The organism is Corynebacterium sp. Marseille-P8863, from assembly GCF_946902955.1.
Taxonomy (GTDB): Bacteria; Actinomycetota; Actinomycetes; order Mycobacteriales; family Mycobacteriaceae; genus Corynebacterium; species Corynebacterium gottingense.
On record NZ_CAMPQC010000017.1, the window covers coordinates 13,795 to 36,556 of the forward strand.

Here is a 22,762-nt window from a genome sequence, read left to right on the forward strand (position 1 = left end):
CTGTGGGATTTCAACCGCACGCTTGGATACGTCGATCCGCACGCGGGCGTCGGCTACACGGCCGGGCATTGCGGGCTCCCCGGCGAGCCGGTGCTCAACGCGAATTACCAGATCATCGGCCATTTCGAGGCATCGAACGGGCTCTCCATGAACCTGAACATCCCGTTGGCGTACGCAGCGGACGTCGTGCCGTCGCTCATGCCGCAAGTGTCTCGGGGCATGCTTGCCGATGTCGCGCGGATCAGATTCAACCCCGGGGTCGTAGCGCGTGGTCTGCGGCTCGGTGGACAAGGTCAGCGGCGACACCACCTACGCGTTCCAGCACGGTTTGATCCCGGGCGACTCGGGCGGTCCCGCGTGGATCCCGGGGAAGGGGTTCGTCGGCGTGAACAGCGGCGGGTCCAGCAACATCGCCGGCACCGAGGGGTACCGGGAGGCGTTCGCGCACCCGCGGGCGCTATAGGAACGGAGCCGCAACCACACACGCAACCGAGCGTCCTTCCAGCGCACCGGATAAAGTTGGGGCAATGAAGAAGAAAATAGCCAGCCTGGTCGCAGCGGGTCTCGCGCTCGTTGGCGCGGGCACCGGAGCGACCACCACAACTGCGAACGCCGCGGCGCTGCCGCCGAATAGCACAATGGGTTCATCCGCGGCGAGCGGTGCGCTCGGTTTCAACGCGCCCGCGGGCACCGTGGTGAACCAGGGGGACCTGATCAGCGTCTTCCACGGCATGTGGCTGGACGACTGCACGCTCGGGTACGTCGATCGGGGCGCGGGGGTCGGCTACACGGCCGGGCACTGCGGCTTCGCCGGCGAGCCCGTGCTTAACGCGAACAACCAGGTCATTGGCTACTACGAGAACTCGCATCACCTGCTGCCGGCGCTGGACATCCCGCTCAGCTACCTGGCGCAGTTCTTCCCGGCGGCGCTGCAGTTCGCCTCGAAGGGGCCGCTTGCCGACGTCGCCCGCATCCGCTTCATCCCCGGAGTCGTCCCGGGGGCGAACTCGTTTACGGGCGATCGTGTCGCGCCGATCTGGGAGGTGCAGCCGGGCGACCAGGTGTGCGCCGTCGGTGCGAAGAGCCAGCAGGTGTACTGCGGCTCGGTGGACAAGGTCAACGGCGACACCACCTACGCCTTCCACCGCGGCCTGCGCCCGGGTGACTCGGGCGGCCCGGCGTGGATCCCCGGCAAGGGCTTTATCGGGGTGAACTCCTCGCTGTCCGAAAACGTCGCGGGGACGAAGGGCCAGCGCACCGCGTTCGCCCACCCCAGCGCGCTGTAGCGACCACGGCCCGCCCCCCAAAAAAGCGACCCAGCGGCCCAGCGGCTAGGAGTTTGCGGCGGGGGAGGGGGTCACGGTGGCGTCGTCAGGCGATTGCCCCTTGATCTTGCCGTGGGCGAACTTGTTGATCACCATGGCGATCGCGCCGTCGCCGGTGACGTTGGCGGCGGTGCCGAAGGAGTCGACGACGATGTACGCGGCGATCATCAGCGAGACCATGGATTCGTCGAAGCCGAGGTTGGCCTGCAGGAGGCCGACGGCGGCCATGATTGCGCCGCCCGGGACGCCTGGCGCGGCGATCATCATGATGCCGAGCAGGAAGATGAAGCCGATGACCTGGCCGGGGGTGACGTCAAGGCCGCCCATAAACACGACCGCCAGGGCGTAGAGCATGATCTTCATCATCGAGCCAGACAGATGGATCGTGGCGCAGAGGGGGACGATGAAGCCGGCGACGTCCTCGTCGACCTTGTTCTTCAGCGTCGAATTGTAGGTCACCGGGATCGTCGCGGCCGACGAGGAGGTGCCCAGCGCGGTGAAGTAGGCGGGCATCATGTTCTTCATCGCCACGAAGGGGTTGCGGCCCGCGATGGCGCCGGCGGCCAGGTACTGCAGCGCGAGGATGATCAGCGTCATCAGGATGGAGAGGACGAGGACGCTGCCGAACGCCGCCATGGTGGAGCCGAAGTTCTCGTTCATCCCCAGGTTGAGGAAGGTGCCGAAGATGAAGAGCGGCAGCAGCGGCACGACGAAGCCCTTCACAATCTTCATGATGACGCCGTTGAGCTCGTCAAGCACCTCATACATGGCGGTGGATTTCACCTGCGTCATGGCGATGCCGATGATGAACGCGAGCAGCAGCGCCGACATGACCTCGAACGGCGCCGGCATCTCCACCTCGAAGTAGGGGCTGAGCCCGCCGGCCTCCGGGTCGTCCACGTTGGTAATCAGCTCGGATCCCTTGAGCAGGTGCGGGTAGACCACGGTGGCCGTGCCCCACGCAATCAGGCCGGAAATGATGGTGGAACTGTACGCCACCCCGGCGGTAAGGCCGAGCCACTTCCCGGCGCCGCGGCCGAGACCCGCGATGGCGGGCGCGATCAGCGCGAAGATCAGGACGGGGACGAAGAATCCGAGGAAGTTGGAAAACAGGCCGTTGAACGTGACAAAAACGCGTGCCAGCCAGTCGGGGAAGACAAAGCTGCACAGGAAGCCGAGGATAATTGCCACGACAACCCAGAACAGCAATGACTTCAAAACGTTCGATTTCATGGTTGGAACCTTTTGCAGTCACGGGACCGTGGACGGACCCGAAGATGTACAGGGAACGGACAGGGCGTTGTGCCTGTCCGTTGAATGTTATTGTTCCTTATTCACGGCCCGAATTGCGAACTTTCGCAAAATCTTTTCGGCCGGCAGCGGGCAGTCGCTTATCGACGCCCCCACGCCCCACCCAGCCACCGCAAGAATTCGGCCCCACAGCCGGACCGGTTTATCCTATCCCTATGTCCCCGTTTGCAACCATGACCACGCTGAACATCGTCCTTGGCATCCTGTTCATCATTGGCGCGCTCCTCTTCCTCATCCCGGGCGCGATGGCCACCGCCGGCAAGCTTCCCGGCAACAACGTCATCGGCCTCCGCCTCCCGGAGGTGCGCAAGAACGAGAGCACGTGGGTCACCGCCCACCGCGTCGTCGGGCCGTTCGCCCTGCTGGCCGGCGTCGCGATGGCGATCGGCGCGGCGTTCGCCTTCATCGCGGAGGGCTGGGTCTGGGTCGCGCCGGCCGTCGCCCTCATCGCCGCGGTGGCCGCGTTCGCCGTCGGCGGCAACTACGGCACGAAGGCAGCCAAGCTTGCCGACGCCGCACTGCACGAGCCCGACGAACCCGCCGAAGAGGTGCCGGCGCCCCAGGTGAACCTGGATGCGCTGCGCCGCGCGGCCGGAAAGGCCGACGGCGAGGAGTAGCGCCCCGCACCACCGCACCGCAATGTTTCACGTGAAACATTGCGGTTTTTGTTTTGCCCGGGCACGGCGGCGCGCACTGGAATTACTTTCACACCCACGCAGGACTTTTACCAAACTGCTGCGGATCGCGCGCCGACCCGCTACCGTAGCTCTTGTGACTTACATGACTCTGACCAACTGGTGGTGGCGCGCGTAGACGGCGTGCCACCGATTGTAGGTTCCCCATTTCACGGCCCGCCAGCTTGGACCAACTCAAGCACCGCGGGCCTTTCCGCTCCAGAGCCCTCGGTGTCAGCACACACGAAGGACGACAATGAGCAACCCCCCGAATACTCCGCCGGGCGCCGCGCCCCAGGTAACGCGCCGCGACGTGCGCTACCACGCGGACGCCGCAAGCCTGTTCGCCCACCTCGGCGGCACCACCACGCCCGACTCCGTGCTGCTTGAGTCGGCCGACATCACCACCCGCTCCGGGCTCCAGTCCGTCGCGGTGCTGCGCGCCTCGCTGCGCGTGACCTGCCAGGGCGACCGCGTCACCGTACTCCCGCTCACCGAGTCCGGCCGAGTGCTCGCCGCGCGGCTCCGCGAGCAGCTGGGGGAGTACCTCACCCCGGGCGCCCGGGCCGACGTCTACGCGTTCCCCGCCTCCGACGCCGCGGACGAGCGCGAACGCCTCACCGCCACCTCCACGGTGGAGGTCCTGCGCGCGCTGACCACCGGCGCCGGGTACGGCGACGAGGACTTCCCGCTGCTCGCCGGCGGCTTCGCCTACGACTACCTCGAGACCTTCGAGGACCTGCCACGGGTTGCCGACGGCGCGAACACGTACCCCGACTACCAGTACGTGCTCGCGGAGGTCCTGCTGCGCATCGACCACCAGTCCCAGACCGCGTACCTCGCAGGCGTGGACGCGGCCGGCGACGGCATCGACCTCGACGACCTCGCCGCGCGTATCGACGCCGCCGAGCCCGGCACCGCCGACGCGTACCAGCCGACCCCGAGCGCGGCCGGCACCTTGCGCGTGCGTACCGACATCTCGGACGAACGGTTCTGCGCTGACGTCGATAAGCTCAAAGGCAACATTGCCAACGGCGACATCTACCAGGTGGTGCCGGCGCGCAGCTTTATCACCGAGTGCGCCGACGCCTTCGCCGCCTACCTGCAGCTGCGCGCGACCAACCCGTCGCCGTACATGTTCTACCTCCGGGGCGTGGACACGCGCGGGGAGGCGTACGAGCTCTTCGGCGCCTCGCCGGAGTCCAACCTGAAGTACACCCAGGCCAACCGCGAGGTCCAACTCTACCCGATTGCCGGCACCCGCCCGCGCGGCCTGGCCGAGGACGGCTCGATCGACCACGAGCTGGATACGCGCATGGAGCTGCAGCTGCGCACCGACGCCAAAGAGGTCGCGGAGCACACCATGCTGGTGGACCTGGCGCGTAACGACGTCGCCCGCGTGGCCACCCCGGGCACCCGCAGGGTGGTCGATCTGCTGCAGGTGGACCGGTACTCACGGGTGATGCACCTGGTCTCGCGGGTCACGGCCGAGCTGGCCGGGGACCTCGACGCCCTCGACGCCTACCGCGCCTGCATGAACATGGGCACGCTCACCGGCGCACCGAAGCTGCGTGCGACTGAGTTGCTGCGCGAGCTGGAGGGGCACCGGCGCGGTTCCTACGGCGGTGCGGTCGGGTACCTGCAGGGTAGCGGCGACATGGATACCTGCATCGTGATCCGTTCCGCGTACGTCACCGGCGGCACCGCCGTGGTGCAGGCCGGGGCCGGTGTGGTGCGCGATTCCAACCCGCAGTCCGAGGCCGACGAGACGCTGCACAAGGCCTACGCGGTGCTCAACGCGATCGCGCTGGCGGCCGGTGCCGAACTGGAGGTGGAGAAATGATCGCCTTGCTGGATAACCAGGACTCGTTTGTGTACAACCTGGTCGACGCGCTCGCTGAGTACGACTCAACAGTGTTCCGCAACACCGTCAGCGCCGACGCCGTGCTCGCTACTGAGCCGGACTTAATAGTGCTGTCGCCCGGGCCCGGGTACCCCGCGGACGCCGGGTGCATGGCCAAGCTCATCGACCGGGCGCAAGGGCGGATCCCAATCCTCGGGATCTGCCTGGGGTACCAGGCCCTGGTCGAGCACTTCGGGGGAGCGGTGCGGCCGTGCGGGCCGGTGCATGGGGCGTCGATAAGCATGGCCCTCACGGACGCCGGACAGGACTCGCCGCTGTTTGCGGGCATGACCGTGGACGACATCCCGGGGCAGCGCGGGCGACTCGTGCCGGTGGCGCGCTACCACTCGCTGGGCGCCACCGCGGTGCCGGCGGGGATGCACGCGCTCGCGCACACCGCCACCGACATTGGCGCCGCGGTCATGGCCGCGGCGAGCGACGACGGCATGTCCCTCGGCCTGCAGTTTCACCCCGAATCCATCCTCACCCCGGCAGGGCCGACGATGCTGCGGCGCAGCGTGGACCTGCTGCTGAAGAAAGGAACGAACAATGGCAACCGATAAATCCCTGGCAATCCTCAAGCGCTTCCTGGACAACCGTGCACCCTCGCTGGAGGAGGCGGTCGAGGCGTTCACCCCGCTCACGGTGGGCGATTACGACGACGTCCACATCGCCGCGCTGCTCGCCACCATCCGCACCCGCGGCGAGACATTCGCGGACGTGGCGGGCGCGGCGCGCGCGTTCCTCGCGGCCGGCCGACCGTTCCCCGTGACGGGGGAGGGGCTCATGGACACCGCGGGCACCGGCGGCGACGGCGCGAACACCATCAACATCACCACGGCCGCCTCACTGGTCGCGGCCGCGGGCGGGGTGAAGATGATTAAGTGCGGCAACCGCTCAGTATCGTCCAAGTCCGGATCGGCCGACGTGCTCGAAGCGCTGAACATCCCGCTGGACCTGGACCCGGAGCGCGCCGTGCGCCAGTTCGAATCCTCCAACTTCACGTTCCTGTTCGCGCCGGCGTACAACCCGGCGATCGCGCACGTGCAGCCGGTGCGCAAGGCGCTCGGCGTGTCCACGCTCTTCAATACGATGGGCCCGCTGCTGTCGCCGGCGCGCCCCGAGTTCCAAATCATGGGCATTGCCAACCCGGCGCAAGGCCAGCTCATCGCGGAGACCATGCGCGAGCTCGGGCGCGGCCGCGCCATGGTCGTCCACGGGGCAGGCACCGACGAACTCGCGGTCCACGGCGAGTCGCAGATCTGGGAGCTCGACCGCGACGGCGCGATCACCCACTCCACCGTCACCCCGGAGGAGCTCGGCCTCGCGCGTCACTCGCTGGAGGACCTGCGCGGTGGCGACGGGGAAGCGAACGCTGCGGCGATGCGCGCCACCTTCGCCGGCGAAGGCCCGCAGGCGCACCGCGACGCTGTCGCCGCCACCGCCGGCGCCATGTTCTACCTCTACGGCACCACCGACACCATCGCCGACGGCGTGCAGCACGCGCACGCATTGCTTGCCGACGCCACCGTGCACACCTGGTTGCGCCGCCACGAGGAGGCTGACTACAGTGCCTAAGCCTGCCGAGTTGCCCACGGTGCTGGAGGACATTGTCGAGGGGCGAAAGGGTCACCTTGACGAAATCCGGCAGCGTGTCGACCACGTCAATTTCGACACGTTACCCAAATCGGAGCGCTCCCTCTACGACAACCTCAAGCGGGAGGGAACGAGCTTCATCATGGAGTGCAAGTCCTCCTCGCCCTCACTGGGCCTGATCCGCGACCACTACGAGCCAGGCGCTATCGCGCGCATCTACTCCCGGTACGCCGCCGGCATTTCGGTGCTGTGCGAGCCGGACCGCTTCGGTGGGGACTACGACCACCTGGCGACGGTGGCGTCAAGCACCCACCTGCCGGTGTTGTGCAAGGACTTCATCATCGACGACGTCCAGGTCTACGCCGCCCGCTACTACGGCGCGGACGCCATCCTCCTCATGCTTTCAGTGTTGGACGACGCCACCTACGCCCGATTGTCCGCGCTCGCGGACTCGCTTGGGATGGACGTCCTCACCGAGGTGATCGACGAGGAGGAAGCGGCGCGCGCCACCCGGCTCGGGGCGCGCATCTTCGGCGTCAACCACAGGAACCTCCACGACCTCACCATCGACCTCACGCGCTCGGCCCGGCTGGCCACGCTCGCGCCCGAAGGGGCGGCGGTGGTTGCCGAGTCGGGCATCCGCGACGTCGAGACCGTGCGCCAGCTCGGCGCGCACTCCGACGGCTTCCTCGTCGGTTCGCAGCTGACAGGCCAGCCGGACGTCGACCTCGCTGCCCGCGAGCTGGTGTACGGGCCGAACAAGGTCTGCGGCCTCACCTCCTGGTCGGCGGCGCAGGCGGCCAAGGCAGCGGGCGCCGTCTACGGCGGCCTCATCTTCGAAGAGGCGAGCCCCCGCAATGTTTCACGTGAAACATCGGCTGACATTATCGCGCACGAGCCGGGCCTCAAGTACGTCGCGGTTTCCCGGCGGACCTCCGGGTACGAGGACCTCATCCAGCCCGGCATCGCCGCCGTCCAGGTCCATGCGCCCTACCAAGGGTCGATCGAGGCGGAGCTCGACCTCGTCGGCCGCGTCCGCGGGGAGGTCGGCGCCGGCATCGAGGTGTGGCGCGCGGTTTCCATGAGCGCCGGTGATGGGGGCGGGGTCGCGCTGGGGCTGCAGGGGAGTGCGGACAAGCTTGTGCTCGACGCGCGCGACGGGGGCTCTGGCGAGACCTTCCGCTGGGCCGACATTCCGGCCCAGGTACGCGGCCACGCGCTGCTCGCCGGCGGACTCCACCCCGGCAACCTCGAGGATGCGCTCAGCGTCGGCTGCACGGGCGTGGACCTGAACTCCGGGGTGGAGTACCCGGCGGGCGCCGGCGCGTGGGCCGGGCGGAAGGACGCAGCGGCGCTGCGGCGCGCATTCAACATCATTGGCAATTACCACTACCCAAGGACGAACAATGAGTGATTACACCCACGGCGGCAGCACGATCCTGCCAGCCTACTACGGCGAGTTCGGCGGCCAGTACGTGCCGGAGTCGCTCCTCCCCGCGCTTGACCAGCTCGAGCGCGCCTTCGTCGACGCGTGGGAGGACGAAGAGTTCATGGCCGAATACCGAGGCCTGCTCCGCGACTACCTCGGCCGCCCCACGCCGCTCACCGAGTGCCGGAACCTGCCGCTCGATGGCGCCAACGCGCGGATCTTTCTCAAGCGCGAGGACCTCGTCCACGGCGGCGCGCACAAGACAAACCAGGTGATCGGCCAGGCGCTCCTGGCCAAGAAGATGGGCAAGACCCGCATCATCGCGGAGACCGGCGCCGGCCAGCACGGCACCGCGACGGCGCTCGCGTGCGCGCTCCTGGGCCTGGACTGCGTGATCTACATGGGAAAGGTCGACATGGCCCGCCAGGAGCCCAACGTCTACAGGATGCGTCTCATGGGCGCGGAAGTCGTCGGCGTGGACTCGGGCGCCGGCACGCTCAAGGACGCGGTGAACGAGGCGCTCCGCGACTGGACCGCCACCTTCCACGAGTCCCACTACCTGCTCGGCACGGCGGCGGGTCCGCACCCGTTCCCCAAAATGGTGAAGGAGCTCCACCGCGTCATCTCCGCCGAGGCGAAGGCGCAGATGCAGGACCGCGTGGGCGCGTTGCCGGATGTGGTGTGCGCCTGCGTCGGCGGCGGCTCGAACGCGATCGGCATGTTTGCCGACTTCATCGAGGAGTCCGCCGTCGAGCTCGTCGGCGTGGAGCCCGGGGGAGAGGGTGTCGGCGTGGGCAAGCACGGGGCCGCGATCGCAGCCGGTACCGTGGGCATCCTCCACGGCACGCGCTCCTACCTCATGCGCGACGCCGACGGGCAAGTGGAGGAGTCCTACTCCATCTCCGCCGGGCTTGACTACCCGGCCGTCGGCCCCGAGCACGCGCACCTGGCCAAGTCCGGGCGCGCTCGGTACGCCCCCGTCACCGATGAGGCGGCGCTGCGCGCGTTCCAGATGCTGTCTCGGTACGAGGGCATCATTCCGGCCCTCGAGTCCTCGCACGCGCTCGCGTACGCGCTCGACCGCGCAGCCTCGCACCCGCGCGATGCAGAGCCCCTGACCATCCTCGTGTCGCTCTCGGGCCGCGGCGACAAGGACGTCGCGCACGTCCGCGCGACCCTGGAAAGCCACCCGGATTGGGTGATTGCACGGAAGGAGACCAACTAAGATGTCCACCCCTACTACGTCACGTTATGATTCAACGTTCGCGGCACTGGAGGCAAAAGGCGAGGGGGCATTCGTCCCCTTCGTCATGCTGTCCGACCCCACCCCCGAGGACGCGCTGCGCATTATCGACGCCGTCGTGACCGCCGGAGCCGACGCCCTCGAACTCGGTGTTCCGTTCTCCGACCCTGTTGCGGACGGTCCCGCGATCCAGGCGGCCCATGTGCGTGCGCTGGACGGAGGCGCGAGCGTCGATAAGGCTCTCGCGCAGGTGCGGACCATCCGCGAGCGCTACCCGGATCTCCCCATCGGCATGCTCATCTACGCCAACGTCGCCTACGTGCGCGGGTTGGACGAGTTCTACGCGGCGTTCCGCGATGCGGGAGCGGACAGCGTGCTCCTGCCCGACGTGCCCGTGCGCGAGTCGGCAGCGTTCAGCGCGGCGGCGGAGGCGGCGGGCATCTGCCCGATCTACATCGCACCCGCAAAGGCGAGCGCGCAGACGCTCGAGGGGGTGGCGGCGCAGTCCCGCGGCTACATCTACGCCATCTCCCGCGACGGCGTGACGGGGGCCGACAAGGCCGCGTCGGTGGAGGGTCTGCGCGAGGTGGTGGACAACGTGCAGTCGTACGGCGGGGCGCCGGTGCTGCTTGGCTTCGGCATTTCAACTCCGCAGCACGTCGCCGACGCGATCGCGGCCGGGGCGGCAGGCGCGATTACCGGCTCCGCCATCGCCAACATCGTGGCCAAGTACACAGAGCACACGCACCCCGAGCCGGCGCGGATTACGGACATGGACGCGCTCACCAGGGAACTGTCCGCCTACGTCGCACAGATGAAAGAGGCTACGATAAAGGCATGACTTGTTCACGACGCCTCTTCCTCCTCGGCACTGCCACCACCTTCGCCGGCGCGTTCCTCGCCGCCTGCGGCGAGCCCCCGAGCGAGGAGGTAGCCAAGACCGCGGTCCCCGTCGGCAGCTCGGTCATCCTCGACCACTTCATCATCGCCCAGCCGACCGCCGGCGAGTACGTCGCCTACTCCTCGGTATGCCCGCACCAGCAGCAGAAGATCACCGTCGTCGAGGGCGAGAACGTGAAGTGCACCGCGCACGGCTCCGTGTTCAATACCGCGACGGGTGACAAGGTGTCCGGCCCCTCCGTGGCGGGACTGCGGGAAGTGCCGTTGGAGGATCAGGGGGAAAACCTCGTCGCGACCGACGGCCAGGTCTAGCTTCACCCAGATACTCCATTACGGCGACCCCCAATGGTTGGCATTCCAATCGTTGGGGGTCACAACTATCTCGACCGGCTTAGCACTGCAGTGCCGCCCGGTCCCATCCGCGGAAGTACGAATCGGGGTACGGCAGTTTCGCCGGTGCCACCCCGAGTTCCCGCAGCGCGTCGATAGCCCACTCCGCGTTGCGGAGCGCCGCGCGACCGATGAGGACCGCGTCGGCCTCTTCGCGGTCGAGGATGGCTTGGGTCTGGGTGGCGTCGACAAGCATGCCCACCGCAGCGGTGGGGAGACCGGAGGCCTCGCGGACGCGGCGCGCGAAGTCGACCTGGTACCCGGGCGCAGCGGAGATGTCGGCCGGGACGTTGCCGCCGGTGGAGACGTCGATGAGGTCCACGCCTGCCTCGGCGAGCAGGGGAGCGAGGCGCTCCGAGTCCTCCGCGCGCCAGCCGTCGGGCTCGACCCAGTCGGTGGCGGAGAGGCGCACGAGCAGCGGCATGCCCTCGGGGATGGCCGCGCGGACGGCGTCGACGACCTCCCGCAGGAGGCGGGTGCGGCCGTCGAAGTCGCCGCCGTACTCGTCATCGCGCTCGTTGGACATCGGGGAGAGGAACTGGTGGAGCAGGTAACCGTGCGCGCCGTGGATCTCCACGAGGTCGAACCCGGCGTCGACAGCGTGCTTCGCGGCCTGGGCGAACTGGCCGGGCACGGCGCGAACCTCCTCCAGCGTCATCGCGCGGGGGACGGCCTGCCCGTCCGCGGCGATCGCGCTCGGGCCGAGCGTTTCCCAGCCACCCTCCTCCGGCGGCACCGTGCCGCGCCCCTTGTTGTCGGGCAACATGGGGTAGGTCGACGCCTTCCGGCCCGCGTGGCCCAGCTGGATCCCCATCTTCGCACCCATCTCGTGCGCGAAATCCACGATCGGCGCCCACGCCTTCGCGTGCTCGTCGGACCATATACCCGCGCAGAACGGGGAAATGCGTCCCTCGGGCACGACGCCGGAGGCTTCCGCGATGATGAGCCCGAAGCCGCCTGCGGCGCGCGCCCCGTAGTGGACCATGTGCCAGGACCGCGGGATGCCGTCGCGCCCGCTCGCCTGGTATTGACACATCGGCGGCAGCCAGATGCGGTTGCGGATTTCCAGGTCGCGGAGAGTCAATGTGTCGCTCAATCGCATGCGCCCAAGCATAGACTTCAACCATGCCAAACTTCCTCACCCGCATCGACCCCCTGGTCGCCGGCATCATCGTCTCGGCCCTCATCGCGTTCGTCCTGCCCGCGCGGGGCGCTTTCGCCGACGGATTCAGCGTCGCGGTCAAGCTCGCGATCGCGCTCCTCTTCTTCCTCTACGGCGCGCGCCTCTCCACCCGCGAGGCCCTCAACGGTCTGACCCACTGGAGGCTCCACGCCGCCATCCTCGCGTGCACGTTCGTCGTGTACCCGCTCATCGGCATCCTCCTTCGCCCGCTCTCCGCGGTCGTCTCGCCGGAGCTCTACCAGGGCATCCTCTTCCTCACGCTCGTGCCGTCGACAGTCCAATCCTCCGTCGCGCTCACCGGCATCGCGCGCGGCAACGTCAGCGGCGCGGTCGTCGCCGCGAGCCTCTCATCGCTCGTCGGCGTGGTCGCCACCCCGCTCCTCGCCATGCTGCTCATGCGCTCGAGCGGGGGAGTGCTTATCGACGCCTCCGTCTTCCTCGACATCTCCATCCAACTCCTCCTCCCGTTCCTCCTCGGCCAGCTGGCCCACAACTTTCTGCCCCGGGTCCGCGAGATCGCCGCGTCCAAGGCGACCAAGATCGTGGACCGCGGGTCGATCTGGATGGTTGTCTACTCGGCGTTTTCCCAGGGCGTCGTCGCCGGAGTGTGGACGCAGTTGCCGCTGTGGCAGATTCTGTTTCTCATCGTGTTTTCGGCGGCCCTCGTCGTGGCGATGCTGCGGGTGACGGGCTGGGTGCCGGGCAAGCTCGGCTTCAGCCGCGCGGACACCGTGGCTATCCAGCAGTGCGGGACACAGAAGTCGTTGGCCACGGGTCTGCCCATGGCCTCGGTGATGTTTGGCGGGGCGACCCTGGGCACCCTCATTATTCCGCTCATGATCTACCACATGACGCAGCTGGTGATCTGCTCCTCGTACGTCTCGCGTTACGCTGGTGCAGACGAATCGCAACACTAGAAGGAGATGTTTCACGTGAAACATTACGTGCGCATCCACTACCAGGTGCCGGAGCTCGGGGGAGAGCTGCTCAACATTGCGGAGCTGGAGGAGATCTCGAGCGACCGCTGCACCATGGTCCGCATGATCGAGCTGGACCCGAACGAGACCATCACCGGTGTGTACACGGAGGGGTGCGTCATCGGCCAGGCCAACGAGCCGATGGGCGCGGTCCCGCACCCCGACTCCTACGACGCGCTGGAGGGCATCACCTCCACCCGCCTGACCCGGATGGAGTTCGAGGGGCTCTGGGGCGAGGCGAAGGTGAAGTTCCCGGAGATCGGGTAGGGGAGCTACCCGAGCAGGTCGTCGAAAAGCAGCTCCCTGAGCTTGGCGTAGGTGACCTCGTATGAGGCTGAGTTCTTGCCGACGGTCTGCGGGTTCCAATTCGCCATTTCAATGATCGGCTTCAGCGCGCCGACGAGCTTGGTCAGGTTGCCCGGCGCCTGCAGGAACTCCAGCGGCGGCTTGTGCCAGGTGAGGCGTCCGGCCTCGGCGTCGTCTTTGATCAGCGCCTGAATGCTGAACAGGAGCGGGATGAGGTAGCCGGCCGGCGGCACCTCGTGCTCGACAAGCTGGTTGGTGACCAAGGTGCGGTTCGCGCCCTTCGACGTCTTCTTCACCGCGCCGATGCGACCGAAAGACCCACCGTTCTCGTTATAGGCGTCCTTGAAGCCGGTGTAGATGTAGTCGTAGCAATTGAGGATGTCAACGATCATCTCGAAGGCCGACGCGATGTAGCCATCGAGCACCACGTAGCTCTTCCCGTCGTCTGTCTTCTCGGCCGCACCGTCCGCCTCGACCAGGTCGGTGAATCGCTGCAGCGAGGCCGCCTTGCTGGAGTACGCGGAGGTTGGCGTGATGGGTTTGATGCCGTAGTTGCCAAGCGTCGGCACCTTGCCCAGCGACACCCACAGCAGCGAGACGAGCATGCGGGGGTCAATCCGCTTGTTGTCGTTGGTGCTCCACGTGACCTGGTCGGCCAGCTCGGCGGGCATGGACTCCTTGAGGAAGTCGAAGACGCCGCTCTTGTTCGCGATCGCGTCGGCGGCCAACTGCGCGTTCTGGTTGCGGTTCGCGCAGATGCCCATGATGAGGTTGTTGAACTCGGCGAGGCCGTCGCCGGCCTCCGGGCCCGCGAGGGGAGCGATGATCTCGAGCGGGACGAGCGCGTCGAGGGTGGGGGAGGTGTCCTGGCGCAGCGCCTTGAGCGCAGTCGTGTTCTCAGCCCAGGCTTCCTTGAGCTGGTCCCAGAACTTCACCTTCCGCAGCGCCTTCTCGCTCACGCCGACCTCGCCGAGGAGTACCAGCGCGATAGCCATCAGGTTGTGGCCGCCGTCGAGGACGCCTTCGCGGTCCGGGTCGGCGAAGTGGAGCTGGAAGCGGTCGCGATCGCGCTCGACCACGTCCGAGGATCCGATCAGGATGCCTTTGGAGTAGAAGGGGAGCATCTCCGGCGCGGTCTGGATCGTCTGCATGATGTCCTCAGTGATCGTCGTGCGCTTCGGACGACGGGGGTTTGCCGTCAGATCCTCGATGCTGATGAGGTCGACCAGATTCTTGATCTTCACCGCGCCGCTGATGCGGTAGAGCGGGCCGACGTTGGCGTCATTGCGCAGCTCGACCTTGAAGGTGACGGTTTTGTCTTGCGTGGGTACGGACATGGTGGATTCCTTTCCTGTTGGGGTGTTCGACACACGACTGGATGCGTATGCACCGACCCCAGAGGTTCCGGAATCCACCTGGCCGTCCGGCCAAGTTCAGCCCACCGCCCTGTCCAGGGCAGTTCACGTTGTCGACGTGGCGACCTTGTATCAACCACTGGTACCGAGCATAAGTGCTCCGGGTTAGGAACGCAACCTTCTATTTAGTGATATACGTCGCACATTAGAGACAGCTGCTTTTGTTCCGGTGGCACTGACACAACAACGCCCCCGAGACCGACTGCACACACAGTTGGCCCGGGGGCGTAAAGCTACCTCGGTACGAGGCGCTCGAGCTTAGAACGGGAGCTTTATGTCGCCCAGGCCCGGAACTGCGCCGCTTGCAGCGACGGCAGCCAGGATGCCGAGCACGAGCGCGCCGATGCCGGTGCCGAGCAGGATGTTGGCGGTCTTGCCAGGTGCCCAATCGTTGGACGCGTCGCTCTTGATGGAGGACAGGAATGCGTCGTTCAAATCCTTGAACTCGCCCTCCTTGCCTTCGGTAGACGCCTTGACGATGCCGGTGGCCTTGTCCTTGTTGGCCTCGAAGTAGTTCTTTGCGGCCTCATCGGTGATGTCGGAGGAGCCGGTCTTCTCCCCATCCTTGCCCTCAGCCTGGGAAGAAGAGGCTCCCTGATCCTCCTTCGGGCCGTTGGCGTCATCCTGCGCGTACGCCGGAGCGACGGCGAGGGACAGTGCGGTTACTGCTGCGAGTGCAGCGGATGCGGAGCGCTTCATGGGAAGTTCCTCTCTCGTAGGGGTCGAGGGGCGGGGTCGCACCTCGATGAGGGTTAAACCGAGAACGTTCTGTTCAAGGTGCGCAAGCATTTGCCAGAAAAACCTTTGGCAGCTGCTTACTATTTGACGTATCGAAGCGGTTGCGCGAAGCGTTACCCCGTTTGTCTCTATTTTCATAAATACTTTTCGTTACTTCGGGGGTACTGCCTCGTGCCCACAGATGACACCGACCCACGCAAAACCCCCAGCCACCGAGACTTCAACGAGCCTCTAGCTGGGGGTGCGAATGAGCTGCCCGGAAATTAGGGCAAAGCTGCGACTAGAACGGCATGTTCGGCAGCAGACCCGCCTGGTTGGCAACGAAGCCGATGGCACCAAGGCCAGCGGCTGCGACAGCGACCCAAGTGAGGATCCAGCCCGCCTGCGTAGCCTGGTACGCCTGATCGGCACTGGAGCCCTGCTCTACGGATCCGACGATCATGTCCTTCGCACCGTCGGTCTTCGGGGCAGCGCCGTAACCCTCATCCTCGAGCTTCTTGTCGAGCTTGCGCTTTTGAACACCCTGTCGAGCACCCTCTTCAGCGCCCTGAAGAGTATCCTCCACAACGCCCTTCGGTCCTTCGACGGCTTCGCGCACACCCTCGATGAATTCGTTCGAATCTTCCGCAGCCTGCGCCGGAACAGCGGTGAGGGAGAGGGCGGTAGCGGTAGCGAGTCCCGCAGCAATGGTGCGCTTCATCAGATACTCCTTGTGTCGGTTCACATTCCATGCCTTTGGTCGGCATTGCGGGCAAGGGTACCGCTACGTTTCTGTATTTGTCCAGAGTTCTATGGACATCGGGGGAGGATTGTGTCGGCGCTACGCCCGTGGCACGCTCAGATACCGATATGAGGATACCGTTCTCGCCGCCCAGGAGCGCGTTGTCGGGGCCTTACTATCGGTATTTACCGGCCCCCGGCCCCAACACACCGCCGAACCTAGAACACCAGGTTCACCAAGGCCATGTACAAAAGTGTGCCGGCGAAGATTGAGAGGCCGGGGGAGCGTCGCCAAGCGTGGAGCGCAAGCGTAGCGACGCTCGCGATCAGGGCAGCGCCAACCCCGCCCGGGGCATAGGATGCGCCGCCAATCGTGTACACCACGAGGACCGTCATCACGCCGACGGGCATGTAGAGCCCGAGGAACTCAATGAACGGGCTGCCCTTGAGCAGTTTGAGGAAGGAGAAGGGCAGGGCCCTTAACGCCACTGTGACGAAACAGACCGGGATGAGGACCGCCCAAACCATCCCCGGAGTCACGGTTTCAGGCAGTCCCATTAGCGCATCCTCCACGTAAGTTTCTTGTCCAGCGCCGGCGCCCAGTAGCGCACGAGTAAGAGAAGGAAGTACGCAATCAGTGCAACCATGAGCATCGAGGAGGGCACCAGCACCATCGCCAGAATGCCCATCCCCATTGCAAGCACGACGGCCCCGAGGTCCCGGGAAGACTGCAGGGCCTCGTACACCAGTACGATAAACAGCGCGTTGAGCGCGAACTCCATCCCCTTCACGTCCGGCGGGATGATCTGGCCGGCCAGCGCGCCGACGATGCCGGGGATGACCCACAGCAGCTGGCACACCACCTGGATGGTCAGCAGGCGGGGACCGCTTACCGGCGCGTTGGGCCCGCGCGCGGAGACGATGGCGTAGGTCTCGTCGGTAAGCGCGTAGGCGGAGTAGCGGCGGCCCCACCACGAGCGGATAAGGTGGCGCGGGTAGGTGAGCCCGTAGAAGATGTGGCGGAAGTTCACCATGAAGCCTGTGACGGCGGCAGACAGCGGCCCGATCCCGGACGCGACCATATTGATGGCCAGGAACTCCATCGACCCCGCGTAGATGACCACAGAAAAGATTGGCGTCCACCACCACGCGTATCCAGCCTGGGTCATCAGCAGACCGAAGGCGAGCCCGAGCGGAATCAGCCCCAGGCCCACCAACCACATATCCTTGATGCCCCCACGGATCTCATCCAATGTTTCACGTGAAACATGCAATGTTGCTCCACCTGCCCTCCCGCGGGCCGGGTCAGCCCGCTATTCGCTTTGCGACGCCCACCACGCCTTCAGTTCCGCGACCGCCTCGTCGTGGTCGAGCTCGCCGCGCTCGAGTCGCAGTTCCTTCATGTACTTCCACGCCTTACCCACCTGGGGGCCCGGCTCGAGCCCGAGAATCTGCATGATCTCGTTGCCGTCAAGGTCGGGGCGCACGCGGGCGAGGTCCTCCTTGGCCGCGATGTCCGCGATGCGCTCTTCCAAATGATCATAAGTGCGCTGCAGGCGGCGTGCCTTCTTTGGATTTCTCGTGGTGCAGTCGGCGCGCACCAGCTTGTGCAGCCGGGGGAGGAGGTCGCCGGCGTCGGTGACGTAGCGGCGCACCGCGGAATCCGTCCACTGGCCCTCGCCGAAGCCGTGGAAGCGCATGTGCAGAAACACGAGCTGACCCACATCCTCAATCACGTGCTTCGGGTACTTCAGCTTCCGCATGCGCTTGCGCGTCATCTTCGCCCCGACCACCTCGTGGTGGTGGAAGCTCACGCCACCGCCCTCCTTGGCCGCGCGGGTATCCGGCTTGCCAATGTCGTGCATGAGCGCCGCCCACCGCAGCTTCAGGTCCGGGCCCTCGTCCTCCAGCTCGGTCGCCTGACGCAGCACCGTCAGCGAGTGGCGGTACACATCTTTGTGCTGCATGTGTTCGTCCTGCTCCAGCTGCAGCGCTGGAATCTCCGGCAGCACCTCGTCGGCAAGACCTGTCTGCACGAGCAGATCGATGCCCTCCCAAGGGCGCGCACCGAGCATGAGCTTGTCCAGCTCCGCTTGCACGCGCTCGACGGTGATGCGGCCGATCTCGCCGGCCATTGCGCGCATCGCGTCGAACACGCGCGGCGCGACCTCGAAACCGAGCTGGGAGACGAAGCGGGCGGCGCGCAGCATGCGCAGGGGATCGTCCCGGAACGAGATCTCCGGCGCCTGGGGCGTGTCGAGCCGGCGCGCGAGCAGATCGTCGAGTCCGCCGACGGGATCGTGGAAGGTGGGGGTGAGGGTGGCGTCGACAAGCGAAAGCTCGATCGCCATCGCATTGCAGGCAAAGTCGCGCCTGACCAGGTCGCCCTCGAGCGTGTCGCCGAAGGTGACCTCGGGGTTGCGCGTCACGCCGTCGTACAGATCGGCGCGGAACGTCGTGATCTCGACCTGATTGCCGTGCTTCACCGCGGCGACGGTGCCAAACTCGATGCCCGCGTCCCACGTGTTTTCGCCCCACTCGCTAAGGATCTCCTGCGTCACCTCCGGCCGCGCGGAAGTGGTGAAGTCGAGGTCGTGCCCGAGCTTGCCCAGCATCGCATCGCGCACTGGCCCGCCGACCATATATAAGGTCTCGCCGCGCTCCGCGAAACGAGCGGCCAGCGGCGTCAAGAATGGGGAAAGCTTATCGACGCTCCCCTGCGCACGCGCCAACAACACCGCCGCCGCGTTGGGGTCGTCAGCGTCGGGGAGGTCGAACAGGGGAGGGTAAGTCTTCGGCGTAGTCACCCGTCACACGATACCTGCCCGTTCCCGTGGACCGTAAGGGCCTGTTAAATACCACAAACGGCCCGCTGACCGATACGATAAGGCGGATGAACGAGAACACACGGCCCTCCCAGGGCTCCGCACCCAACCGCACCGACGCCCGTCCCAACGGCGCCGGCGGTAGCGGTGGCGCCGGCGGCGCCAGGGGAGCGGATTCCAACGGCGGACGGCCGAGGCGCCGGCGCCGCCGGCGTCGCTCGCGCGGCCAGGGCGGCCAGGGTGGGCAGAGCGCCCAGGGCCAGGGCAACCAGCAGGGCGGCCAGGCCAAGCACAGCGAGAACGGTGGCGGCAACAGCAACCGGGGCCGTGGAAGTCGGCGCCGCCGCCACCGCGGGCGCGGCGGAAGCCAGACCAAAAACCAGCCGAAGAACCAGTCCAACGGAAAGGACAACGCCAAGGGCGGCAAGGGCAAGCACCCCAAGGGCGGCAAGAATGCTGCGCGGCGGAAGCGGGGCCGGGGCGGGAATCGTCGGCAATCGCACTACAGCCACCACGAGAACTCGGGGATGGTCACGCGCGACGAGACGTCGGCGGGCGGCCTCGTCGTATCCGGGCTCGCTGAGGCGGTGAACCCGGACACCAAGAAGGTGGACATGTCGCAGCTGTACGTGGCGCTGATCGGGCGCCTCGACCGCCGCCGGCGACTCCTCTGGTCCATGCCCAAGGGCCACGTGGAGGACGGCGAGCACCAGTGGCGCACCGCGGAGCGCGAGGTGTGGGAGGAGACCGGCATCGTCGGCGAGGCCTTCGACACCCTCGGCACGATCGATTACTGGTTCGTCTCCGAGGGGGTGCGCATCCACAAGACGGTGCACCACAACCTGCTCCGCTACGTCGACGGCATCCTCAACGACGAGGACCCCGAAGTCACCGAGGTGGCCTGGGTGCCGCTGAGCGAGCTCATCGAGCGGCTCGCCTACGCGGACGAGCGCAAACTGGCCCGCGTGGCGTACGACCGTCTCCCGGACCTGGCGCGTGCCGAGTTTGAGGCCGGAAGGGTCACCCCGCGATGACCCACGGCCACGGCGAGAGCACCAGACCCATGCACGCGCGGGCGGTCGGCGCGCTCGGCGCGGCGGCCCTCTTCGTCGTCGGCGCACCGGGCCTGTCCGCCGCGGGCATCCCGGCGACGCTCCCCGTGCCCACCGACCCGGCCGACCCGTCGGTGACGGACCAGTGGGTCAACCCCAACGTCCGCGAGGGGGAGGGCGCACTGGCCAGGCTCGCCGCGATCGAGACACCGGACTCGCTCCAGGCGCACGATCCGTTTCACGTGAAACTTCGCGTCACCAATACGTCCGAGCGCACGCTCGAGGGCCTGAGCATCGTTCCCCGCCGCGGCCCGCTGACCGGCTCCGTCGCGGACCAGCGCATGGCCACGATCGCGGCGACTGGCGAGTACGGCGTGGCGGGGGAGCGCGTGAGCGTCGATAAGCGTATCGCCGCGGGCGAGTCCGCCGAGATCGACGTCGACCTGCACAGCGATTCCCTCGGCCTCAGCGCGCTCGGCACGTACCCCGTGAGCCTGGTGCTTGTCGACGCCAACGGCGCGCCGCTCGACTCCGAGCGCTTCCACCTCACGGTGCGCGGGCTCGCCGACGGCGCCGCCCCCGGCGGCATGACCGCCCTGTACCCAATTGCCGCGCCGGTGGACATCGTCCCCGGGGAGACCGGCGACGCGCCCGAGGAGCCACAGCTGGTCCTCGCCTCCGACGCCCTGGCCACCGAGATCGCGCCCGGCGGAAGGCTGGACCAGCTCGTGGACGGCTACCTCGCCGCGACGCAGACGCCCGCGGTCCGCGAGGCCACGTGCGCCGCCATCGACCCGGCGCTCGTGGACACCGTCGACCGGATGAGCCGCGGCTACGTCATCTCGCAGGAGCGCCAGCCGGTGGTGAAGGAGCCACAGCGACTCCGGGACTCCTGGGGCTCCCACGACGACGATTGGTCGCCAACCCCCGGGCCGGGCCAGGACGACGCGTCCGCGTTCCTGGAAAAACTCCGGCAGGTCTCTGCGCAAAGCTGCACCGTGGCCCTGCCGTGGGCGAACGCCGACCTCGACGCCGTCGCGCGCACTGGGGACCCGTGGCTCATGCGCGAGGCGATCGAGCGCGGCCCGACCGTCCTGGAGCGCATCCTGGGCAACGCGGGGATGCTCAATACGGTCGTCCCCGGCAATACGGCGCTGGAGGGGGAAAGCATCCCGGCCCTCGGGTGGGCGGACCACTCCCGGTCCACCGTCGCCGAGGAGGGGATGCAGGCCGCGTGGGAGCGCACCGAGGCGCTCGCGGCGCAGGCGGCCGCCGAGCACACTGGCGTCGACGCCCTGGAGGCGAACACGCCCGGCTCCGCCAGCTCCGCCGCGGCGCCCAAGCCCGTGCAGACCGTGCGCGTGCTGCTCCCCGGCAACACGATCGGGTCCGGGTCACCCGCCGGCGATGTTTCACGTGAAACATCGGAAGGGGACGGCCCCGCGGCGCAACGGTTCGCGTGGGCCGCGCCGAATGTCCTCGCGGTGGGGTACCAGGACGACTTGGCATCGGTGCTCGCCACCGTCGGTCCCGCCCCGACCACCGTGTCCTATGCCCCCGAGGTCACCCGCTTTGACTACACCATGGACTCCGACCACTCGCGCGCCGTCAACGCGGCATCGGCCATCCGCCTCGCCGCGCAGCAGGCGTGGACGTGGGAGGGCGAACCGGCGACGGAGCCGGTGCTGGTGAACCCGCCCGCGACGTGGGACGCGGACGCCGCGTCGGTGCTGCTGGGCACGGTGGCGGACCTGGTGACCAACGGCGGGGCGCAGCCCGTCTCGCTCAACGCCTACCTGGACGCGCCCGCGGAGGTTCCGGCCGCCGCGAACGTGGGCACCCCGCACTCCGACCCGGGTGCGTTCACCGACTCCGAGATCATGACCACCACGCAGCAGGCGAGGTTTACCAACGACCTCACCGAGCTGCTCGCGCCGGACCCCTCCATCGCGCTGACCCGCTACGGGTACACGCTCCCGCTGCGCCGCGACCTCATCACCGCGCTGAGCACGGGCGAGCGGCGCAGCGTGCACGAATACTCCGACGCCGCCGCCGCGACGAGCGGCCGACTCGCCGGCTCCCGGGACACGCTGACAGAGCTGCGCCGTTCGGTTGCGCTGATTCCGCCGGGGAATGTGTACACGCGGACGTCGCCAAGCAGCCCCTTGCTCATCGTCGCCCAAAACGGCATGCCGCTGCCCGTGCAAACGTCGATTCAGTACCGCGGGCCCGAGGGCGCGACGCTCAACGTGCCGCGCGAGATGCGGATTCCCGCACGGGGCTCCGTGACCGTGCAGATGACGGCGGACCTGCCGGAGACGAAGCGGGGGACCGACCTGAAGCTGTTCCTCGCGGGGCCGAAGGGCGCGCCGATGTCGCAGCCCGTGGACATCACCGTGCGCACCGCGGCGATCGCCGTGCGCGGGTGGGTGTTCGTCGCCGCGCTCGGCGCCGTCGTGACGGTGCTGCTCGCGCTCACGGTCGGGCGGAAGCGACGCTCGCGGGCCCCCAACTCGGGCGAGCACGCGCCGGCGGCGACCGGGAACGACCCGCCGCCACAGGCGCCACCCACCCAGCCGCCAAACAGGCAGCCGCACAACCCGGACGAACCACCAAACCCGTGATTGGAGAACATCCGTGACACAGCAGGATGACGCCGAGCGCACCGCTGGCTTACGCCGGCGCATCGTCACCCCGGCGCCGCCCGCCCCGGTGCCGCAACCACCGGCCAAGGTTCAGGGCCCGGAAGAGGACCCGAACCAGCCCGACAAATCG

At 67.4% G+C, this 22,762-nt stretch carries 22 protein-coding genes; 14 read left to right on the forward strand and 8 right to left on the reverse strand.

The genetic code is table 11. The annotated features are described in order from the left end of the window. Window positions 1-268: 268 nt before the first annotated feature. Window positions 269-463, forward strand: a complete 195-nt coding sequence (locus OVO38_RS10245; RefSeq protein ID WP_267208430.1) for a hypothetical protein — start codon at window positions 269-271, stop codon at window positions 461-463. Window positions 464-527: 64 nt separating this feature from the next. Continuing rightward, entirely contained in the window at window positions 528-1,286 is a 759-nt protein-coding gene (locus OVO38_RS10250) for a hypothetical protein (protein WP_095548016.1), read from the forward strand. A gap of 45 nt (window positions 1,287-1,331) precedes the next feature. Here OVO38_RS10250 and OVO38_RS10255 read toward each other — a convergent pair whose 3' ends face one another. Beyond that, window positions 1,332-2,558 (reverse strand): dicarboxylate/amino acid:cation symporter, encoded by a 1,227-nt coding sequence (locus tag OVO38_RS10255; RefSeq protein WP_267208431.1) that lies wholly within the window; start codon window positions 2,556-2,558, stop codon window positions 1,332-1,334. Between the two features lie 233 nt (window positions 2,559-2,791). Here OVO38_RS10255 and OVO38_RS10260 point away from each other — a divergent pair, with 233 nt between their 5' ends. The 8 genes from OVO38_RS10260 to OVO38_RS10295 all read left to right on the forward strand — a co-directional run bounded on the left by OVO38_RS10260 (window position 2,792) and on the right by OVO38_RS10295 (window position 10,693). Next, complete coding sequence (locus tag OVO38_RS10260) at window positions 2,792-3,253, forward strand: SdpI family protein (RefSeq protein WP_233126988.1); 462 nt, start codon at window positions 2,792-2,794, stop codon at window positions 3,251-3,253. Between the two features lie 313 nt (window positions 3,254-3,566). After that, window positions 3,567-5,153 (forward strand): anthranilate synthase component 1, encoded by a 1,587-nt coding sequence (locus OVO38_RS10265; protein ID WP_095553851.1) that lies wholly within the window; start codon window positions 3,567-3,569, stop codon window positions 5,151-5,153. Beyond that, window positions 5,150-5,776: a glutamine amidotransferase-related protein gene (locus tag OVO38_RS10270; RefSeq protein ID WP_095553852.1), complete on the forward strand. Its 627-nt coding sequence runs from the start codon at window positions 5,150-5,152 to the stop codon at window positions 5,774-5,776. Before OVO38_RS10265 ends, OVO38_RS10270 begins: the two co-directional genes overlap by 4 nt. Beyond that, window positions 5,763-6,791 carry an anthranilate phosphoribosyltransferase gene (gene trpD, locus OVO38_RS10275; protein WP_267208432.1) on the forward strand — a complete coding sequence of 343 codons (1,029 nt, stop codon included), beginning with the start codon at window positions 5,763-5,765 and terminating at the stop codon, window positions 6,789-6,791. Before OVO38_RS10270 ends, trpD begins: the two co-directional genes overlap by 14 nt. Further along, window positions 6,784-8,223: a bifunctional indole-3-glycerol-phosphate synthase TrpC/phosphoribosylanthranilate isomerase TrpF gene (gene trpCF / locus OVO38_RS10280; protein WP_267208433.1), complete on the forward strand. Its 1,440-nt coding sequence runs from the start codon at window positions 6,784-6,786 to the stop codon at window positions 8,221-8,223. The genes trpD and trpCF overlap by 8 nt, the downstream gene beginning before the upstream one ends. Beyond that, window positions 8,216-9,463 (forward strand): tryptophan synthase subunit beta, encoded by a 1,248-nt coding sequence (gene trpB / locus OVO38_RS10285; RefSeq protein WP_095553854.1) that lies wholly within the window; start codon window positions 8,216-8,218, stop codon window positions 9,461-9,463. The genes trpCF and trpB overlap by 8 nt, the downstream gene beginning before the upstream one ends. Window position 9,464: 1 nt before the next feature. Further along, on the forward strand, window positions 9,465-10,322 hold the full coding sequence (gene trpA, locus OVO38_RS10290) for a tryptophan synthase subunit alpha (protein WP_267208434.1): 858 nt from the start codon (window positions 9,465-9,467) through the stop codon (window positions 10,320-10,322). Then, on the forward strand, window positions 10,319-10,693 hold the full coding sequence (locus OVO38_RS10295; protein ID WP_095553856.1) for a Rieske (2Fe-2S) protein: 375 nt from the start codon (window positions 10,319-10,321) through the stop codon (window positions 10,691-10,693). Before trpA ends, OVO38_RS10295 begins: the two co-directional genes overlap by 4 nt. Window positions 10,694-10,772: 79 nt before the next feature. Here the strand turns inward: OVO38_RS10295 and OVO38_RS10300 are convergent, their stop codons facing one another. Next, window positions 10,773-11,873 (reverse strand): NADH:flavin oxidoreductase/NADH oxidase, encoded by a 1,101-nt coding sequence (locus tag OVO38_RS10300; protein ID WP_267208435.1) that lies wholly within the window; start codon window positions 11,871-11,873, stop codon window positions 10,773-10,775. Window positions 11,874-11,896: 23 nt separating this feature from the next. Between OVO38_RS10300 and OVO38_RS10305 the strand changes: the two genes are divergently transcribed. Beyond that, complete coding sequence (locus OVO38_RS10305) at window positions 11,897-12,871, forward strand: bile acid:sodium symporter family protein (RefSeq protein WP_095548023.1); 975 nt, start codon at window positions 11,897-11,899, stop codon at window positions 12,869-12,871. Between the two features lie 6 nt (window positions 12,872-12,877). Continuing rightward, window positions 12,878-13,198 (forward strand): hypothetical protein, encoded by a 321-nt coding sequence (locus OVO38_RS10310; RefSeq protein ID WP_095553858.1) that lies wholly within the window; start codon window positions 12,878-12,880, stop codon window positions 13,196-13,198. Between the two features lie 5 nt (window positions 13,199-13,203). Here the strand turns inward: OVO38_RS10310 and OVO38_RS10315 are convergent, their stop codons facing one another. From OVO38_RS10315 to OVO38_RS10340, 6 genes are all read right to left on the reverse strand, one after another. Continuing rightward, window positions 13,204-14,574 (reverse strand): AIPR family protein, encoded by a 1,371-nt coding sequence (locus OVO38_RS10315; RefSeq protein WP_122085953.1) that lies wholly within the window; start codon window positions 14,572-14,574, stop codon window positions 13,204-13,206. Between the two features lie 336 nt (window positions 14,575-14,910). Beyond that, on the reverse strand, window positions 14,911-15,351 hold the full coding sequence (locus tag OVO38_RS10320; RefSeq protein WP_267208436.1) for a hypothetical protein: 441 nt from the start codon (window positions 15,349-15,351) through the stop codon (window positions 14,911-14,913). Between the two features lie 319 nt (window positions 15,352-15,670). Beyond that, window positions 15,671-16,090, reverse strand: coding sequence for a hypothetical protein (locus tag OVO38_RS10325; RefSeq protein WP_095553861.1), 420 nt, complete (start codon window positions 16,088-16,090; stop codon window positions 15,671-15,673). 239 nt (window positions 16,091-16,329) lie between these two features. Further along, complete coding sequence (locus OVO38_RS10330; RefSeq protein WP_267208437.1) at window positions 16,330-16,668, reverse strand: branched-chain amino acid transporter permease; 339 nt, start codon at window positions 16,666-16,668, stop codon at window positions 16,330-16,332. After that, window positions 16,668-17,333, reverse strand: coding sequence for an AzlC family ABC transporter permease (locus tag OVO38_RS10335; protein ID WP_267208447.1), 666 nt, complete (start codon window positions 17,331-17,333; stop codon window positions 16,668-16,670). Before OVO38_RS10335 ends, OVO38_RS10330 begins: the two co-directional genes overlap by 1 nt. A gap of 90 nt (window positions 17,334-17,423) precedes the next feature. Then, the gene (locus tag OVO38_RS10340; protein ID WP_369825031.1) at window positions 17,424-18,848 is read right to left on the reverse strand and encodes a CCA tRNA nucleotidyltransferase; all 1,425 of its coding nucleotides are present in this window, start codon (window positions 18,846-18,848) and stop codon (window positions 17,424-17,426) included. Window positions 18,849-19,003: 155 nt separating this feature from the next. On the opposite strand from OVO38_RS10340, the gene OVO38_RS10345 reads away from it, so the two are divergent. Further along, on the forward strand, window positions 19,004-19,969 hold the full coding sequence (locus OVO38_RS10345; protein WP_095553862.1) for an NUDIX hydrolase: 966 nt from the start codon (window positions 19,004-19,006) through the stop codon (window positions 19,967-19,969). Next, entirely contained in the window at window positions 19,966-22,611 is a 2,646-nt protein-coding gene (locus OVO38_RS10350) for a hypothetical protein (RefSeq protein WP_267208438.1), read from the forward strand. Before OVO38_RS10345 ends, OVO38_RS10350 begins: the two co-directional genes overlap by 4 nt. Window positions 22,612-22,762: the final 151 nt, after the last annotated feature.

Excerpts from the sequence above, each read along its gene's own strand:
- OVO38_RS10325 (WP_095553861.1), bottom strand. The coding sequence starts at position 16,090 with ATGAAGCGCACCATTGCTGCGGGACTCGCTACCGCTACCGCCCTCTCC.
- OVO38_RS10270 (WP_095553852.1), top strand. The coding sequence starts at position 5,150 with ATGATCGCCTTGCTGGATAACCAGGACTCGTTTGTGTACAACCTGGTC.
- trpB (WP_095553854.1), top strand. The coding sequence starts at position 8,216 with ATGAGTGATTACACCCACGGCGGCAGCACGATCCTGCCAGCCTACTAC.
- trpA (WP_267208434.1), top strand. The coding sequence starts at position 9,465 with ATGTCCACCCCTACTACGTCACGTTATGATTCAACGTTCGCGGCACTG.
- OVO38_RS10265 (WP_095553851.1), top strand. The coding sequence starts at position 3,567 with ATGAGCAACCCCCCGAATACTCCGCCGGGCGCCGCGCCCCAGGTAACG.
- OVO38_RS10260 (WP_233126988.1), top strand. The coding sequence starts at position 2,792 with ATGTCCCCGTTTGCAACCATGACCACGCTGAACATCGTCCTTGGCATC.
- OVO38_RS10315 (WP_122085953.1), bottom strand. The coding sequence starts at position 14,574 with ATGTCCGTACCCACGCAAGACAAAACCGTCACCTTCAAGGTCGAGCTG.
- OVO38_RS10305 (WP_095548023.1), top strand. The coding sequence starts at position 11,897 with ATGCCAAACTTCCTCACCCGCATCGACCCCCTGGTCGCCGGCATCATC.
- OVO38_RS10310 (WP_095553858.1), top strand. The coding sequence starts at position 12,878 with ATGTTTCACGTGAAACATTACGTGCGCATCCACTACCAGGTGCCGGAG.
- OVO38_RS10295 (WP_095553856.1), top strand. The coding sequence starts at position 10,319 with ATGACTTGTTCACGACGCCTCTTCCTCCTCGGCACTGCCACCACCTTC.
- OVO38_RS10255 (WP_267208431.1), bottom strand. The coding sequence starts at position 2,558 with ATGAAATCGAACGTTTTGAAGTCATTGCTGTTCTGGGTTGTCGTGGCA.
- trpD (WP_267208432.1), top strand. The coding sequence starts at position 5,763 with ATGGCAACCGATAAATCCCTGGCAATCCTCAAGCGCTTCCTGGACAAC.
- OVO38_RS10300 (WP_267208435.1), bottom strand. The coding sequence starts at position 11,873 with ATGCGATTGAGCGACACATTGACTCTCCGCGACCTGGAAATCCGCAAC.
- OVO38_RS10345 (WP_095553862.1), top strand. The coding sequence starts at position 19,004 with ATGAACGAGAACACACGGCCCTCCCAGGGCTCCGCACCCAACCGCACC.
- OVO38_RS10350 (WP_267208438.1), top strand. The coding sequence starts at position 19,966 with ATGACCCACGGCCACGGCGAGAGCACCAGACCCATGCACGCGCGGGCG.
- OVO38_RS10250 (WP_095548016.1), top strand. The coding sequence starts at position 528 with ATGAAGAAGAAAATAGCCAGCCTGGTCGCAGCGGGTCTCGCGCTCGTT.
- OVO38_RS10320 (WP_267208436.1), bottom strand. The coding sequence starts at position 15,351 with ATGAAGCGCTCCGCATCCGCTGCACTCGCAGCAGTAACCGCACTGTCC.
- OVO38_RS10335 (WP_267208447.1), bottom strand. The coding sequence starts at position 17,333 with ATGTGGTTGGTGGGCCTGGGGCTGATTCCGCTCGGGCTCGCCTTCGGT.
- OVO38_RS10330 (WP_267208437.1), bottom strand. The coding sequence starts at position 16,668 with ATGGGACTGCCTGAAACCGTGACTCCGGGGATGGTTTGGGCGGTCCTC.